We start from the raw sequence: 14,560 nt of genomic DNA on the forward strand, positions 1-14,560 counted from the left end.
TAAGACGCGTCTGAAAGAAGCCACTTCTTAGGAATATTCTGAAGCGAAGTGGTTACTTTGCATTACATTCTCGTCCTTCAAATAATCCTAAGGGTGAGAGAAAAATGTTCGTGTCCTACGTTCGCGTTTTTGCAATCTGCGCGGTGGCGGTTCTGGCTACGGGGTGTGCCCAACTGAAAGCCCCGCCTTACGGTGCGGACTACGCAGCCCTGGAGCAATTGAAGGCGGCCAAGCCGGGCTCCGCCAATGTTCTGAAGGTGGAGCCGACGGATCCTGCTGCCCAGGTCAACAACCTCTCCTTGCGTGGAACGCCTCTTAATTCGGCTAGCGGCACATTTTCCAAGTATCTGGAAGAGGCGCTGGTTCAGGACCTGAAGGAGATCTCCGCCTACGATCCCCAGTCGCAAACTCAGATTGACGCGAAGATTCTTGCTAACGATATCGATATTCGCGGTTTCAGCATGGGTTCGGGTGTGATGGAGATTGAGCTTCGGGTTTTGCGCAGCGGAGAGCAGCGGCTCAAGAAGACCTACAAGGCAGAGACTAGCTTCGAGTCCAGCTTCATGGGCGCTGTAGCCATTCCTGCAGGACAGGCTGCCTATCCTCAACTTGTGCGGGAATTGTTGCGCAAGGTGTACGCCGATCCTCAATTCCTTGCTGCGTTGGCTCCCTGACGGCTTCACAGTGAGTCGCCGAGGATAAAATCATGCGCTTTTTTTCCGTACTCATTCGAGCGGTTCTGGCATCCGTCACTTTGGCAACGTTGGTGGGATGTGCCCATCCCATCAACATCGGCGGCGATACACGGCCTGAGCGTATCGGGTCGGAGTTGATTCAGAAGAAGGTTGCCTACGCCATCAGCGAAAATCAGCGAAATACCGCCTTTGTTTCACCTGCGGGCGGGGGTGACAGTGTCAGATACTTCCCTTATCGCGACCTCGAAAAAACAATTCGGGATGCATTGCGCTCTGTCTACCAGGATGTGACGCTGATTGCAGCGCCAAGCGATACGCAGGCCGTAGAGGCGGCCCGTGCGGCCTTGATTTTCGTACCCGAGATCAAAACTGATTCGGGATCGTCATCGGCGCTTACGTGGCCCCCGACCTACTTTGTTACAGAGATCGCATGCGTGGTCACTGATGCCAACGGCAACGAAATTGGAAGAGTGAAGGCTTCTGCGCGGGGCGAAGCGGAATTCAGCGAGTTTCTGGATGACTTCGGCCTGGCGGCCAAGCGTGCAGCCACGCAAGTGGCTCAGCAGTTGAGCAGTGAAATTCGCAAGAACGAAAAACTGCGTTAAGGCGATCGGGCCGTTCGAGGCTGCGGCTTGTGTCAAGCGTTCGTCATAATGCCAGCCTGTTCCCATCCAGGCTGGCATTTTTCATGGAGGCCGGTTCGGTGCCGGGACGAGGCGCCCCAGACATCGCCGATTACCGTTCGATACGACAACTCCCAGCCACAACCTGCCGCAGCCAATGGTGCATGGCATCGCCCTGCTTGCGCACAGCCAGGCCTGCCGGCAGGCGAACCGGGGCGGTGCCGTAAGGCACTCTCAAGCCTCGCCCGCCTGCATGGGATAGATATGGCGGCAATCACGCCATTCATGAACGGGCTGATCGTCCACATAGGACGTCGGCTTGGGAAGAAAGCCCGCGATGCATCCGGCGATGCCCAGCTCGGCAGCGGTCTGGCGGCAGTAGTCCGCGCCGCCGGAACTCCAGAGGAACACGGTCGCACCCTCGGCGTGCAGGCGCCGTACCTGCGCAATCACGCCAGGCATGGGAATGCGCTTGGGCCCCACGGACCGGACCAGGGTGTCGTCCACATCGACAAAGACGGTTTTGCTGCTCATCGGGTGCTCGGTGCGAGGAAATGCCTGGATGCACATTCGTCCAGGGCCGTGGCGACATTGTGATGATTTGCGCGGGCCTTCCTGCAATGCAACAGGCCGCCCCGCTGCGGATAAGCGGGGCGGCCTGTAACGGACTCCTGGTCTGGATCACGCATCCTGGCGCTGGCGGTAGTCGGCGGGGCTGGGTGAATGGTTGTGCTGCGCCGGTAAGCGTGCTCCCATGCAGACAAGTGTGCGCGTTGTCAGGCAGAAAATGCTGCTTTATTTCTTTTGAATAGGCTTTGCTACAGAAAATTATTCTGAGGCGGGCTGTTTTTCAGTACAGTGCAGGCCATGGACATCCTGGACAGAAAGATTCTTGCCGCGCTGCAGGCCAATGCGCGCGCCAGCCTGCAAGAGATCGGCGCGGCCGTGGGGCTGAGCGCGTCACCGTGCTGGACGCGCATCCGCAAGATGGAGGAAGCCGGCGTGATCGAAGGCTATACCGTGCGTCTCAACCCGCTGGCGCTGGGGCTGGGCGATACGGTGCTGGTGCAGGTCACGCTGGACAGCCATTCGGACAATACGCTGGAGAAGTTCGGCGAGATGCTGGCCACCATCCCCGAGGTGGTGGAGGCGCACCTGGTCTCGGGCGAGTACGACTACCTGCTGCGCGTCGTCGTCAAGGACACGCGCGACTACGAGCGCCTGCTGCGCGAAAAGCTCTACAAGATCAAGGGCATACGCCACAGCCAGTCCAGCTTCGTGCTGCGCACCCTGAAGAGGGCGGACCTTCCACTGGGGGTGTGACATGGACGACGGGCCGCAGGTGTCCCCTGGCGCTTACCGCGAGCATCTCCCGCCACCCGACCTGCGCCCGCATTTCCAATGCCTGTGGAGCAGCACGGTGGCCACGGACTACGCCGGCGGATTCCTCGTCGTGCCTGATGGCTGCGTGGACATCGTCTGCAAGAACGGGCGGCTGCTGGTCGTGGGGCCGGACCGTGTGGCGGCGCGGCCTGAGCTGGTGCCGGGATCGCAGGTGTTGGGTGCGCGCTTCGCGCCTGGCGCGGCCAGCGCATGGCTGGGCCTGCCCATGGACGAGATCGTGGGGCAGGCCGTGGACCTGGCGGACCTGCTGGGACGGCGGGCGACGCCGTGGGCGCGGCGCCTGAACGGCAGCGCGCCGGGCGAGTGGGGTGCGTTGTTCCAGGGCGCGTTGGCGCAGCTGGGGAAAGAGGCCGGTGCGCCTGACCGCCAGGCGGGGCAACTGTTTGCGCTGGCGGCCGCCGCAGCAGACGATGAATCCCGGCTGCTGGCCTCCCTGCGCACACGGCTGGGCATGTCGGAGCGCAGCCTGCGCCGCTTCTGCCATGCGCAGTTCGGCTACGGGCCCAAGACGCTGGAGCGTGTGCTGCGCTTGCAGCGCCTGCTGTCGCTGGCGCGCGCCGACCGGTCATCGGGACTGGCGTCGCTGGCCCTTCAGGCAGGCTACGCGGATCAGGCCCATCTGTCCCGCGAGGTGAGGGCCCTGTGCGGCGTCAGCGCCAGTGCCGCCCTGGCCCGGTTGCTCGATTGATGCCGCCGCCTGGCCGTTTTGTTCAAGACGCCTGCCCGCGCCTGGACGATGATGGCGCTTTCGATACCAAACGGAGCAGCACATGGGCATCAGGGGCCGGGACCGGCAGATCGACAACATCGAGTTCAACGTAGCCGACATCGCGCGCAGCAAGGCCTTTTATGGCGAGGCCTTCGGCTGGACCTTCACCGACTATGGACCGTCCTATACGGAGTTCAGCGATGGCCGGCTCACGGGCGGCTTCACGACCGGCGAGCCCGTGCGGCCCGGTGGGCCGCTGGTCATCGTCTATGCCGATGACCTGGAGCAGGCGCAGCGCCGCGTCGAGGCGGCCGGCGCCGTGATCAGCCGCGCGGTGTTCGCGTTTCCCGGTGGCCGCAGGTTCCACTTCACCGACCCGGACGGCTACGAACTGGCCGTGTGGTCGGCCCAGACCTGAAAGCAGACAGCCCGCATTCGCGGGCTGTTTTGCATTCAAGGCCGGACTGGGCCTCGATCGATGGTCAATCGACGTTGGAGCCCAGCTGCATGTCCTTGTACTTCACAATGCGCGAGCCCTTGACCAGGCGGTAGCCGCCCCAGATCAGCAGGAACAGCGGCAGGCCGATGTAGGTGGCGACCACGCCGGTCCAGTCGATGCGGTCGGCCATGAAGGCTTCGTAGTTCTGGCCCAGGGTGATCACCATGCACAGCACGAAGGCGAAGATGGGGCCGAACGGGAACCAGGACGCGCGGTAGGGCAGGTGGTTGAGGTCCAGGCCCTGGGCCTCGTAGCCTTTGCGGAAGCGGTAGTGGCTGATGGCGATGCCCAGCCAGGCGATGAAACCGGTCATTCCCGACAGGTTCAGCAGCCAGATGTAGACCAGCTGCGGGCTGAAGATGTTGGTCAGGAAGCACAGTGCCGCCACCACGGTGGTGGCCAGCAGCGCCATGGTGGGGACGCCGCGCTTGTTGACATGGGAGAACACGCGCGGTGCCATGCGCTGGCAGGCCAGGGTGTAGAGCATGCGCGTGGAGGCATACATGCCCGAGTTGCCGGCCGACAGCACCGAGGTCAGCACCACGGCATTCATCAGGGCGGCGGCCGACAGCAGGCCCGCGCGCTCGAAGACCAGGGTGAAGGGGCTGACGCTGATGTCGCCGACCTCGTTCTTGAGCAGGTGCGGGTCGGTATAGGGAATCAGCAGGCTGATGACCAGGATGGCAAAGACATAGAACAGCAGGATGCGCCAGAACACCTGGCGCACGGCGCGCGGCACGTTCCGGGCAGGATCCTCGGACTCGCCGGCCGCGATGCCTATCAGCTCCGTGCCCTGGAAGGAAAAGCCCACGATCATCGCCACGCCGATCAGCGCCGAGAACCCGCCCGCGAAGGGCGCATCGCCCTGTGTCCACAGCGCGATGCTGCCCCAGAGGCCCTCGGGCGCACCACCGCGCATGATGCCCAGGATCATGAGCAAGCCCACGCCGATGAACAGGATGACGGTGGTGACCTTGATGGCGGCGAACCAGTACTCGGCTTCGCCGAAGCCTTTGACCGAGATGGCGTTGAGGCCGAACATGATGGCCAGGAAGCCCGCGCTCCAGAGCACGCCATTGCTGTCCGGGAACCAGTAGGCCATCACCAGCTGCGCGGCCACCAGGTCCACGGCGATGGTCACGGCCCAGTTGTACCAGTAGTTCCAACCCAGCGCGAAGCCGAAGCCTTCGTCCACGTAGCGCGCGCCGTAGGTGGCGAACGAGCCGGAGACGGGCAGGTTGGCGGCCATTTCTCCGAGGCTGGTCATCAGGAAGTAGACCATCAGGCCCACGATCATGTAGGCCAGCAGGGCGCCGCCGGGGCCCGCCTGGGAGATGGTGGCGCCCGAGGCGACGAACAGGCCGGTGCCGATGGAGCCGCCGATGGCGATCATGGACAGGTGCCGCGCCTTGAGTTCGCGCCTGAGCGCCGAAGGGGCGGCGTTGTTGGAGTGGTCTGCTGCCATGGAGGTGTCGGTTGGTGGATCAGATCCCGCGTGGCCGGTGGCTGCTGCGGGGGCAAAAAAGGTGGAACAGGAAAAACAAAAGAGCCGCGCTGGCGCGGCCCCGTCATGGTGCATGCACCGCGACGGCGTGATTGTCCGAGAACACAGCCATCGCGGAAAGGCAGGAGTTTAATCTCCCTTCACCCGCATAAGCGGATCTGAACCGGCGCCCACTGTGTGCAATGCGCCACGCCCGGGAAGACACCCAGGGCATCGCCTACCACTGCGTCTGCGCCAGCAGCAACCGGGCCAGCACCTTGATGCGCGGCGAAGCCTGGCGTGTGCGCGGGTAGACCAGGGACAGCTCGCGGGCGCGGCCTTCGTGCTGGGGCAGCAGCCGCACCAGGCGGCCGGCCTGCAGGTGTCCGCGCACGGCGAATTCCATGACCTGGGCGACGCCCAGGCCGTTCACCGAGCCCTCCACCAGCGGATCGCCGCTGTCGAAGGTGACGGTCTTGGGGGCCATCCAGTCAAGCATCTCGCCGCCGCCCGCCAGGAACTGCCAGGGCACGCGCCGGCCCAGGTAGTGGTTGTAGACCGCCAGGCAACTGTGCTGCGCCAGTTCGTCCAGGGTCTGCGGCGTACCGCGCGTCGCCAGATAGGCCGGCGAGGCCACGGTCACCCAGCGCAGCGGAGGCAGGGCGCGCGCGATCATGCGGCTGTCGGCCAGCGGGCCGATGCGCACGGCGGCATCGAAGCCTTCCTCCACCATGTCCACCAGGCGGTCGGTGAAACTGGCATCGATCTGCAGCTGGGGATGCTCGTGCAGCAACTGCCCGAGCAGCGGCACCAGCACGATGCGCCCCAGCATGGAAGGCGCCGTCATGCGCAGCACGCCGCTGGGGGCGCAGCGGCGGTCGCTGACCAGCTTGCGCGCCTCCTCCAGCCCGGCGATCAGCGGGGTGCAGCGGTCCACCAGCGCGCAGCCGTCGGGCGTGAGCGAGACGCTGCGCGTATTGCGGTTGAGCAGTTGCGCGCCCAGGTCCTTTTCCAGCTGGGCCACGGCGCGCGAGATGCGTGACTGGCTGGTGCCCAGCTGGTTGGCGGCCTGGGTGAAGCTGCGGCTTTCCGCCACCTTGATGAGCATGAGGACGGCGTTGAGGTCCATGGAGTCTCCGGGTTCGATTGATCTGATTTTGCATAGGAAAAATGAAAATCTGATATTTATCTTCGGAAATGCATTAATTAGGATCGGCCCCATGCCGTTGACCGATTCTTCCGCTGGCGCCATGCGCCACCCGCGCGCCGCCCTGGCGCTGCTGTCCCTGTCCCAGCTGCTGATCGCGCTGGATGCCACCATCGTCTTCGTCGCGCTCGACGCCATGGGCCGTCAGCTGCAGATGGATGCTCGCCACCTGCAATGGGTGGTCAGCGCCTACAGCGTGGCCTTTGGTGGCTGCCTGTTGCTGGGCGGGCGCTGCGCCGACCTGCTGGGCAAGCGGCGCATGTACGTGGCGGGCATGGCGCTGTTCGGCCTGGCCTCCCTGGTCGGCGGCCTTGCCTTGCAGCCCTGGCAACTGGTGCTGGGCCGCGCAGGGCAGGGCGTGGCCGCAGCGCTGCTGTTCCCCGCCACGCTGTCGCTGATCAACACCCTGTACGCGGCCGGCCCCGAGCGCAACCGCGCCGTGGCCGTCTGGAGCATGGCTTCAGCTGGCGGACTGGCGGCCGGTGCGCTGCTGGGCGGCGTACTCACGCAGACGCTGGGCTGGAACTGGGTGCTGTGGGTGCTGGTGCCCGTGGCCTGGCCCTGCGCCCTCGGCGCGCTGCGCTTTTTGCCGCCTTCGGCGCAGACAGGGCGCGCGGCGCCGGGCCAGGGGTTTGATCTGGCCGGCTGTCTGAGCGTGACCGTGGGCAGCAGCCTGCTGGTGACGGCCCTGGTGCAGGGACCCGAATGGGGCTTTGCCGATGGGGCCACGCTGGGCACGCTGGCCGTGGCCCTGGTGGCGCTGGCACTGTTCTGGCGCATCGAGACCCGCGCCGCCACACCGCTGATGCCGCTGTCCCTGCTGCGCGTGCCCAGCCTGCGCACGGCCATGCTGCTGACCATGCTCTTCATGAGCAGCTACGGCGTGCAGTACTACTTCCTGGCGCTGTACTTCCAGCAGATCTTCGGCTGGAGCCCGCTGCAGGCCGGCATGGCGTTTCTGCTGCCCACGGCCGTGTGCACGCTGGGCATCCGCTGGGCCGAGCGCTGGCTGCACCGCAGCACGCCGCGCCGCGTGCTGATGGGCGGCTGGGCCGCAGGCACCCTCGGCCTGGCCTGGATGGCCTGGGCGTTGCCGCTGGGTGACAGCTATGTCTGGCTGGTGCCGGGTTTCGTGGTGCTGAGCCTGGGACAGGGCGCGAGCTGGACCGCCATGTGGGTGGTGGCGGGGCAGGGAGTGGCGCCTTCGCAGCAGGGCGTGGCCTCGGGCATTGCCGCCACTGCCCAGCAGGTGGGCGCCGCGCTGGGATTGGCCCTGCTGGTCATGGTGGCCACGGCGCCGCTGGCCTGGCTGCCCCTGGCCGAGACCACCACGGCGGATGCGGTGCGCGATCTGACGGCCAAAGGCCTGCAGAACGCCGAGTGGGGTGCTGCCCTGATGGCTTTGCTGGGATGGGTGGTGTCTGTCGGCATGGGGCGCGAAGTGGGCACGGGGACGGATCGGCAGGCCCCGCAGTCGGCCTGCCAGTCCTGAAGCCGCGGGCCCGGGGAGGTGCCGACCGGTTCGGGATTTACCATTGATGCTTTCTGGAATCCGGCGGGACAGGCCATATGGCAGAGACGATCACCGGCAGGGACTGGGTCCGGCATGCGCCCATGGGAGACGGCCTGGAGCGCATCGAGGCCTATTTCGGCGGGCATGGCTATGCACCCCACAGGCATGACACCTATGCGCTGGGCCTGACATTGTCCGGCGTGCAGAGTTTTGCCTACCGCCATTCCCAGCGGCACAGCCTGCCCGGGGACGCCATGGTGCTGCATCCTGACGAGCGGCATGACGGCCATGCCGGGACCGACGCAGGCTTTCGCTACCGCATGGTCTATGTGGGCCCGGCCCTGATCCAGCAGGTGCTGGGGGGCAGGCCCTTGCCCTTCGTCGAGGGCGCGCTGTCGCAGGATCCCCGACTCAGGGCCGCCCTGCTGCCCTTGCTGCGTGACATAGACGAGGACTTGGAGCCTCTGGCCCGGGACGATGCCCTGTACGACCTGGCCCAGGCGCTGGACAGCGTGGCCGGCAGGCGCAGCGTCCGGCGCCTGCCCGACCTGGTGGCCGTGGAGCGCGCCCGCGCCTGCATCCACGACTCGCTGGAACAGGGCGTGGCCCTGGAGGCACTGGCCCAGGCCAGCGGCCTGGACCGCTGGCGGCTGTGCCGAGATTTTCGTGCGCTCTACGGCACCAGCCCCTACCGCTACCTGACCATGCGCCGGCTGGACACCGTGCGGCGCCTGCTGCTGGCGGGGCAGGGCGTGGCCGATGCCGCACTGCAGGCCGGCTTCTTCGACCAGAGCCACATGGCGCGCCAGTTCGCCATGACCTATGGCGTGCCTCCCGCACGCTGGCTCAGGCGCCTGGGCGCGGCCTGAGCTGCACGATCGTGCAAGACCACGGGGATGACGCTTCCTAGCATGGAGGCTTCACACGCTTTCATAAGGCCCGCCCATGACGCCCCCCGTTGAAAACCGCCTCTACCAGGTCGTCAACTTCCCCGAGAAATTCAGCCGCTTCACCGGCCAGTGGAGCCCCCGCGTCGTTGCCGAGATGAACGACTACCAGTTCAAGATCGTGCGCGTACAGGGCGAGTTCATCTGGCATTCGCATGCCGAAACGGATGAGGCCTTCCTGGTGCTGGACGGTGAGCTGCGCATCGACTTCCGTGATGGCCATGTGCTGCTGCGCCAGGGCGAGCTGTACGTGGTCCCCAAAGGCAAGGAACACAAGCCCAGCGCCGAGCGGGAAGCCCGCCTCATGCTGATCGAGCCGCGCGGTGTGCTGAACACCGGGGAGGAAGGCGGCGAGAGGACGGCGATGAACGATGTGTGGGTATAGCCAGCCCGTAGGCATCCCATGAACAAGGGGCGCCGCAGCGCCCCTTGTTCCTTGACGTGCGGGGAACTCAGCCCAGCAGCAACGCGTCGTCGGCCAGCTTTTCGCCGCGCACCTTCTCGAACATGTGCAGCAGGTCGGGCACGTCCATGCGGGCGCGCTCCTCGCCGCTGACGTCGAGCACGACCTGGCCCTGGTGCAGCATCACCGTGCGCTCGCCCACGTCCAGCGCCTGGCGCATGCTGTGCGTGACCATCATGGTGGTGAGCTTGGCCTCGGAGACGATGCGTGCCGTCAACTGCAGCACGAAGTCGGCCGTGCGCGGATCGAGCGCTGCCGTGTGCTCGTCCAGCAGCAGGATGCGCGAAGGCTGCAGCGCCGCCATCAGCAGGCTCACGGCCTGGCGCTGGCCACCGGACAGCAGGCCGATGCGGTCGGTCAGGCGGTTTTCCAGGCCCAGGCCCAGGATGGACAGGCGCTCGCGGAAGTTGTCGCGCATCTCGGCCTTGACGGCGCGGCTCAGGCGGCGGAAGGTGCCGCGGCGCTGGGCCAGGGCCATGTTCTCCTCGATGGTCAGGTCCTCGCAGGTGCCCGCCATGGGGTCCTGGAAGACGCGGGCCACGCGCTCGGAGCGGGCCCACACGGGCAGGCGCGTCATGTCCTGGCCTGCGATCTCGATGCGGCCCTTGTCCACGGACAGATCCCCCGAGACGGCGTTCAGGAAGGTGGACTTGCCGGCGCCGTTGGAGCCGATGACGGTGACGAACTGGCCATCGGGAATGTCCAGCGACATGCCGCGCAGCGCCCGCGTTTCGATGGGCGTGCCGGGGTTGAAGGTGATTTCGAGTTGTTGTGCGCTCAGCATGGGGGTTCTCCGGCGATCAGGACTTGCGCTGTGCAAATTTGCGCTTGAGTTGGGGGATCACCAGGGCGACGGTCACCAGCAGTGCGGTGACGAGGTTCAGATCCTGGGCCTTGAGGCCGATGAAATCGCTGTTGAGGGCCGCCGCGATGAAGAAGCGGTAGACGATGGCGCCCACGACCACGGCCAGCGTGGCCCAGACGATGCGGCGCGAGGGCAGGATGGATTCGCCCACGATCACGGCAGCCAGGCCGATGACGATGGTGCCGATGCCCATGGAGATGTCCGAGCCGCCCTGGGTCTGCACGAACAGCGCGCCGGCCAGGCCGACCAGGCCGTTGGAGATCGCCATGCCCAGCAGGATCATGGCGCCCGTGTTCACGCCCTGCGAACGGGCCATGCGGGCATTGGAGCCCGTGGCGCGGATGGCCAGGCCCCGCTCGGTGGCGAAGAACCAGTCCAGGCCCAGCTTGGCGAGCACGACGATGACAAGGAGGATCAGCGGACGCATCACGTAGTCGGCGATGCTGTCGGGCTGCAACATCGTGAACAGCGTGGTCTCGTTGATCAGCGGCACGTTGGGGCCGCCCATGATGCGCAGGTTGACCGAGTACAGGCCGATCATCATCAGGATGGAGGCCAGCAGGTCCATGATCTTCAGGCGCACATTGAGCCAGCCCGTGATCAGGCCGGCGACCGCGCCGGCGGCCGTGCCGGCCAGCGTGGCCAGCCAGGGATTGGTGCCCGTGGAGATGAGGATGGCGCAGACGGCGCCGCCCAGCGGGAAGCTGCCATCCACCGTGAGGTCGGGAAAGCGCAGCAGGCGAAATGAGATGAAGACGCCCAGCGCCACCAGGCTGAAGATCAGGCCGATCTCGACGGCACCGAGCAATGAGAAGAGAGACATAGAAGGAGCGACAGGCGCGTGGGGACGGGAAAAGACTTAAAAAAAGGGCAGGGCCATGTTGCCATGGCGCCTGCCTCCGTAGGCGCGCTGCCCGGGTTTGTCCCGGGCAGGCGACCCCGGGTGATTACTTGATGACCTGGGCCGCCGACTTGATCAGTGCGTCGGACAGCTTGACGCCCTGCTTCTCTGCCGCGCCGGGGTTCACGAACAGCTCCATCTTGGTGCTGACTTCGGTCTTGAGGTCGCCGGGCTTTTCGCCCTTGAGGATGCGCACCACCATGCGGCCGGTCTGTTCGCCCAGGTCGCGGTAGTTGATGCCCAGGGCGGCAACGGCGCCGCGCTTGACGGAGTCGGTGTCCGAGGCCACCAGAGGGATCTTGGCGTCCTGGCCGACCTTGACCAGCGACTCGTAGGCCGAGACCACGTTGTTGTCGGTGTTGGTGTAGATCACATCGACCTTGCCCACCAGGCTGCGCGCGGCGCTGCTGACGTCCACGGAGCGGGGAGCGGCGGCCTCCACCAGGGTCAGGCCCAGCTTGGGCAGCAGCTCCTTGAGTTCCTTGACCACGACGGCCGAGTTGGCCTCGCCGGGGTTGTAGACCATTCCCACGCGCTTGGCGTTGGGAACGACCTGCTTGACCAGGTCCATCTGCTTGTCCAGGGCCAGCAGGTCGGACACGCCGGTCACGTTGGTCTTGGAGGGCTCCCAACTGGCCACCAGCTTGGCGGCCACGGGATCGGTCACTGCGGAGAACACCACGGGCACGGTCTTGGTGGCGGCCACCACGGCCTGGGCCGAGGGGGTGGCGATGGCGACGATGGCATCGGGCTTGTCGCCGACGAACTTGCGTGCGATCTGCGCAGCCGTGCCGGTGTTGCCCTGGGCGCTCTGGTACTGCCACTTCAGGTTCTTGCCGGACTCGTAGCCAGCCTCCTTGAGCGCGGCCTGCACGCCATCGCGCACGGCATCGAGGGCGGGGTGCTCGACGATGGCGGTCACTGCGACCGACTTCTCGTCAGCGGCGTGGGCACCGCCCGCAATGGCGGAAATTGCCAGGGCCAGCGCGCCCAGAGGCGCCCAGGTCAATTGCTTCATACGTGTATCTCCAACGTGCTGTGTTTGTTCCTGTTTGCTCAGCAGAAGGCCGCACAGGACGGTCGCGGCGCATCGCGGCAAAGTCTACTGCAGCCACCCTGCGCGCCTCGGCGTTTGGGCGACCCGGTTTTCACCTATAGGTTTGTATCTAAAAATTGGCATGAAATCTGCGGGGAATGCCCTAGGTGCAACTTTTTCATGCGTGTTAATGGGGTTTGGTGGCGCAGGTTTGCGTCTTCCAGGGCCTGTTTTGGGCCTTGTCGTGCATTTTTATTGCGTTTGCCGCCCTTTGGCGGAGGCTTCTATGCTTTCTTGGGCGATGGTGGTTTGATGCAGCGCAAAGAAAAAGCCTGCGCAAGGCAGGCTTGGCAGGCTTTCGGGGAGGGCCGGTGTGGCGTGCGGCTCACATGCGCAGGTCACATTCCTGCGTAGTTCGGTCCGCCGCCGCCCTCGGGCGTGACCCAGACGATGTTCTGGGTCGGGTCCTTGATGTCGCAGGTCTTGCAGTGCACGCAGTTTTGCGCGTTGATCTGCAGGCGCTTGCCGCCCTTGGCCTCGTCGTCCACGAATTCGTAGACACCGGCCGGGCAGTAGCGTTGCTCGGGGCCGGCGTATTTCTCGAGGTTGATGTTCACGGGCACCGAGGCGTCCTTGAGCGTCAGGTGGGCCGGCTGGTTCTCTGCATGGTTGGTGTTGCTGATGAACACGCTGGACAGGCGGTCGAAGGTCAGCTTGCCATCGGGCTTGGGATAGTCGATGGGCTTGCACTCGGCAGCGGGCCTGAGGTAGGCGTGGTCGGGCTTGTCGCGGTGCAGCGTCCAGGGAATGTTGCCCTTGAGCACGAACTGCTCCAGGCCATTCATCAGCGTGGCGGTGAACAGTCCCTTCTTGAACCACGCCTTGAAGTTGCGCGACTTGTTCAATTCCTCATGGAGCCAGCTGCCCTCGAAGGCTTCGACATAGGCGTTCAGCTCGTCGCCCTGGCGGCCCGCCACGATGGCATCATAGGCGGCATCGGCGGCCATCATGCCGGTCTTGATGGCGGCATGGCTGCCCTTGATGCGGCTGACGTTCAGGAAGCCTGCGTCGCAACCCACGAGCGCGCCGCCCGGGAATACGAACCTGGGCAGGGACAGCAGGCCGCCGGCCGTGATGGCACGCGCGCCATAGCCCAGGCGCTTGGCCGGCTTGATGCCCTTGGACTCGTCGCCTTCCAGGTAGTAGCGGATGTTGGGGTGGGTCTTCCAGCGCTGGAATTCCTCGAAGGGGCTCAGGTAGGGGTTGGCATAGTCCAGGCCCGTGATGAAGCCCAGCGTCACCTTGTTGTCGTCCAGGTGGTAGAGGAAGGCGCCGCCATAGGTCTTGCTGTCCATGGGCCAGCCGGCGGTGTGCATCACGAAGCCGGGCTTGTGGCGGGCCGGGTCGATCTCCCACAGCTCCTTGATGCCGATGCCGTAGGTCTGCGGGTCCTTGCCCGCATCGAGCTGGTACCTCGCGATGATCTGCTTGCCCAGGTGGCCGCGCGCGCCCTCGGCGAAGATGGTGTACTTGGCGTGCAGCTCCATGCCCAGCTGGAAGTCGCCCGTGGGCTCGCCGTCCTTGCCGATGCCCATGTTGCCCGTGGCCACGCCCTTGACCGAGCCGTCCTCGTTGTACAGCACCTCGGCGGCGGCGAAGCCCGGGAAGATCTCCACGCCCAGGGCCTCGGCCTGCTCGCCCAGCCACTTGACCACGTTGCCCAGGCGCACGATGTAGTTGCCATGGTTCTGAAAGCATGCGGGCAACAGGAAGTTGGGCGTGCGCAGGCCGGACTTCTCGCTCAGGAAGACCATGGCGTCGTCGGTGACGGCCTGGTTCAGGGGGGCACCCTTTTCCTTCCAGTCGGGGATCAGCTCGGTCAGCGCGCGCGGGTCCATGATGGCGCCCGACAGGATGTGGGCACCGGGTTCGGAACCCTTTTCCAGCACCACGACGGAGACATCCTGGCCCTTTTCGGCCGCCAGCTGCTTGAGGCGGATGGCCGTGGCCAGGCCGCCCGGGCCGCCTCCGACCACCACCACGTCATATTCCATGGCTTCGCGCGGACCGTACTGGGCCAGGATCTCTTCGTTCGTCATCGGGGTGTCTCGCTTGGATATTGAAAAACAGGGTATTCGACAGACCGAACGTTTGTTCGGTGGCAGCGCAAATGCCGCGATGCGGTGGATTCTATGCGGTGAGCGGGCGCCGGCGT

The 14,560-nt window shown here is 65.4% G+C and carries 15 protein-coding genes; 8 read left to right on the top strand and 7 right to left on the bottom strand.

Annotated elements, in window-relative coordinates:
* Positions 1-104: 104 nt before the first annotated feature.
* Together L1Z78_RS11350 and L1Z78_RS11355 are read left to right on the top strand one after the other, a co-directional pair.
* A complete protein-coding gene (locus L1Z78_RS11350; RefSeq protein WP_234641589.1) occupies positions 105-674 on the top strand; it encodes a hypothetical protein in 570 nt (189 codons plus the stop codon).
* Between the two features lie 32 nt (positions 675-706).
* On the top strand, positions 707-1,300 hold the full coding sequence (locus tag L1Z78_RS11355) for a hypothetical protein (protein ID WP_234641590.1): 594 nt from the start codon (positions 707-709) through the stop codon (positions 1,298-1,300).
* 252 nt (positions 1,301-1,552) lie between these two features.
* Here the strand turns inward: L1Z78_RS11355 and L1Z78_RS11360 are convergent, their stop codons facing one another.
* Entirely contained in the window at positions 1,553-1,852 is a 300-nt protein-coding gene (locus L1Z78_RS11360) for a hydrolase (protein WP_234641591.1), read from the bottom strand.
* A 333-nt stretch (positions 1,853-2,185) separates the two neighbouring features.
* On the opposite strand from L1Z78_RS11360, the gene L1Z78_RS11365 reads away from it, so the two are divergent.
* The 3 genes from L1Z78_RS11365 (at position 2,186) to L1Z78_RS11375 (ending at position 3,849) form a co-directional block, all read left to right on the top strand.
* Positions 2,186-2,641: an Lrp/AsnC family transcriptional regulator gene (locus tag L1Z78_RS11365; protein WP_234641592.1), complete on the top strand. Its 456-nt coding sequence runs from the start codon at positions 2,186-2,188 to the stop codon at positions 2,639-2,641.
* Position 2,642: 1 nt separating this feature from the next.
* Positions 2,643-3,410, top strand: a complete 768-nt coding sequence (locus tag L1Z78_RS11370) for an AraC family transcriptional regulator (protein WP_234641593.1) — start codon at positions 2,643-2,645, stop codon at positions 3,408-3,410.
* A gap of 82 nt (positions 3,411-3,492) precedes the next feature.
* The gene (locus L1Z78_RS11375) at positions 3,493-3,849 is read left to right on the top strand and encodes a VOC family protein (RefSeq protein ID WP_234641594.1); all 357 of its coding nucleotides are present in this window, start codon (positions 3,493-3,495) and stop codon (positions 3,847-3,849) included.
* Positions 3,850-3,913: 64 nt separating this feature from the next.
* Here the strand turns inward: L1Z78_RS11375 and L1Z78_RS11380 are convergent, their stop codons facing one another.
* A complete protein-coding gene (locus L1Z78_RS11380) occupies positions 3,914-5,395 on the bottom strand; it encodes an amino acid permease (RefSeq protein ID WP_234641595.1) in 1,482 nt (493 codons plus the stop codon).
* A 256-nt stretch (positions 5,396-5,651) separates the two neighbouring features.
* Positions 5,652-6,542, bottom strand: coding sequence for a LysR family transcriptional regulator (locus L1Z78_RS11385; RefSeq protein ID WP_234641596.1), 891 nt, complete (start codon positions 6,540-6,542; stop codon positions 5,652-5,654).
* 91 nt (positions 6,543-6,633) lie between these two features.
* Here L1Z78_RS11385 and L1Z78_RS11390 point away from each other — a divergent pair, with 91 nt between their 5' ends.
* The 3 genes from L1Z78_RS11390 (at position 6,634) to L1Z78_RS11400 (ending at position 9,465) form a co-directional block, all read left to right on the top strand.
* Complete coding sequence (locus tag L1Z78_RS11390; RefSeq protein WP_234641597.1) at positions 6,634-8,112, top strand: MFS transporter; 1,479 nt, start codon at positions 6,634-6,636, stop codon at positions 8,110-8,112.
* A 77-nt stretch (positions 8,113-8,189) separates the two neighbouring features.
* Positions 8,190-9,002, top strand: coding sequence for an AraC family transcriptional regulator (locus L1Z78_RS11395; protein ID WP_234641598.1), 813 nt, complete (start codon positions 8,190-8,192; stop codon positions 9,000-9,002).
* A 76-nt stretch (positions 9,003-9,078) separates the two neighbouring features.
* Positions 9,079-9,465, top strand: a complete 387-nt coding sequence (locus tag L1Z78_RS11400; RefSeq protein WP_234641599.1) for a cupin domain-containing protein — start codon at positions 9,079-9,081, stop codon at positions 9,463-9,465.
* Positions 9,466-9,532: 67 nt separating this feature from the next.
* Here L1Z78_RS11400 and L1Z78_RS11405 read toward each other — a convergent pair whose 3' ends face one another.
* The 4 genes from L1Z78_RS11405 to L1Z78_RS11420 form a co-directional block, all read right to left on the bottom strand.
* Entirely contained in the window at positions 9,533-10,327 is a 795-nt protein-coding gene (locus L1Z78_RS11405) for an ABC transporter ATP-binding protein (protein ID WP_012206116.1), read from the bottom strand.
* Positions 10,328-10,343: 16 nt separating this feature from the next.
* Positions 10,344-11,231 carry an ABC transporter permease gene (locus tag L1Z78_RS11410; protein WP_234641600.1) on the bottom strand — a complete coding sequence of 296 codons (888 nt, stop codon included), beginning with the start codon at positions 11,229-11,231 and terminating at the stop codon, positions 10,344-10,346.
* Between the two features lie 124 nt (positions 11,232-11,355).
* On the bottom strand, positions 11,356-12,327 hold the full coding sequence (locus tag L1Z78_RS11415; RefSeq protein ID WP_234641601.1) for an ABC transporter substrate-binding protein: 972 nt from the start codon (positions 12,325-12,327) through the stop codon (positions 11,356-11,358).
* 416 nt (positions 12,328-12,743) lie between these two features.
* Positions 12,744-14,444, bottom strand: coding sequence for an electron transfer flavoprotein-ubiquinone oxidoreductase (locus tag L1Z78_RS11420; protein ID WP_234641602.1), 1,701 nt, complete (start codon positions 14,442-14,444; stop codon positions 12,744-12,746).
* Between the last annotated feature and the right edge of the window lie 116 nt (positions 14,445-14,560).

Origin of the sequence: Delftia tsuruhatensis (genome assembly GCF_903815225.1) — a bacterium.
GTDB lineage: Bacteria > Pseudomonadota > Gammaproteobacteria > Burkholderiales > Burkholderiaceae_C > Comamonas > Comamonas tsuruhatensis_A.

Bases quoted from the DNA above. Each gene is read 5' to 3' on its own strand.
- L1Z78_RS11420 (WP_234641602.1), bottom strand. From the start codon at position 14,444: ATGACGAACGAAGAGATCCTGGCCCAGTACGGTCCGCGCGAAGCCATG.
- L1Z78_RS11360 (WP_234641591.1), bottom strand. From the start codon at position 1,852: ATGAGCAGCAAAACCGTCTTTGTCGATGTGGACGACACCCTGGTCCGG.
- L1Z78_RS11365 (WP_234641592.1), top strand. From the start codon at position 2,186: ATGGACATCCTGGACAGAAAGATTCTTGCCGCGCTGCAGGCCAATGCG.
- L1Z78_RS11390 (WP_234641597.1), top strand. From the start codon at position 6,634: ATGCCGTTGACCGATTCTTCCGCTGGCGCCATGCGCCACCCGCGCGCC.
- L1Z78_RS11405 (WP_012206116.1), bottom strand. From the start codon at position 10,327: ATGCTGAGCGCACAACAACTCGAAATCACCTTCAACCCCGGCACGCCC.
- L1Z78_RS11385 (WP_234641596.1), bottom strand. From the start codon at position 6,542: ATGGACCTCAACGCCGTCCTCATGCTCATCAAGGTGGCGGAAAGCCGC.
- L1Z78_RS11415 (WP_234641601.1), bottom strand. From the start codon at position 12,327: ATGAAGCAATTGACCTGGGCGCCTCTGGGCGCGCTGGCCCTGGCAATT.
- L1Z78_RS11410 (WP_234641600.1), bottom strand. From the start codon at position 11,231: ATGTCTCTCTTCTCATTGCTCGGTGCCGTCGAGATCGGCCTGATCTTC.
- L1Z78_RS11375 (WP_234641594.1), top strand. From the start codon at position 3,493: ATGGGCATCAGGGGCCGGGACCGGCAGATCGACAACATCGAGTTCAAC.
- L1Z78_RS11350 (WP_234641589.1), top strand. From the start codon at position 105: ATGTTCGTGTCCTACGTTCGCGTTTTTGCAATCTGCGCGGTGGCGGTT.
- L1Z78_RS11370 (WP_234641593.1), top strand. From the start codon at position 2,643: ATGGACGACGGGCCGCAGGTGTCCCCTGGCGCTTACCGCGAGCATCTC.
- L1Z78_RS11395 (WP_234641598.1), top strand. From the start codon at position 8,190: ATGGCAGAGACGATCACCGGCAGGGACTGGGTCCGGCATGCGCCCATG.
- L1Z78_RS11355 (WP_234641590.1), top strand. From the start codon at position 707: ATGCGCTTTTTTTCCGTACTCATTCGAGCGGTTCTGGCATCCGTCACT.
- L1Z78_RS11380 (WP_234641595.1), bottom strand. From the start codon at position 5,395: ATGGCAGCAGACCACTCCAACAACGCCGCCCCTTCGGCGCTCAGGCGC.
- L1Z78_RS11400 (WP_234641599.1), top strand. From the start codon at position 9,079: ATGACGCCCCCCGTTGAAAACCGCCTCTACCAGGTCGTCAACTTCCCC.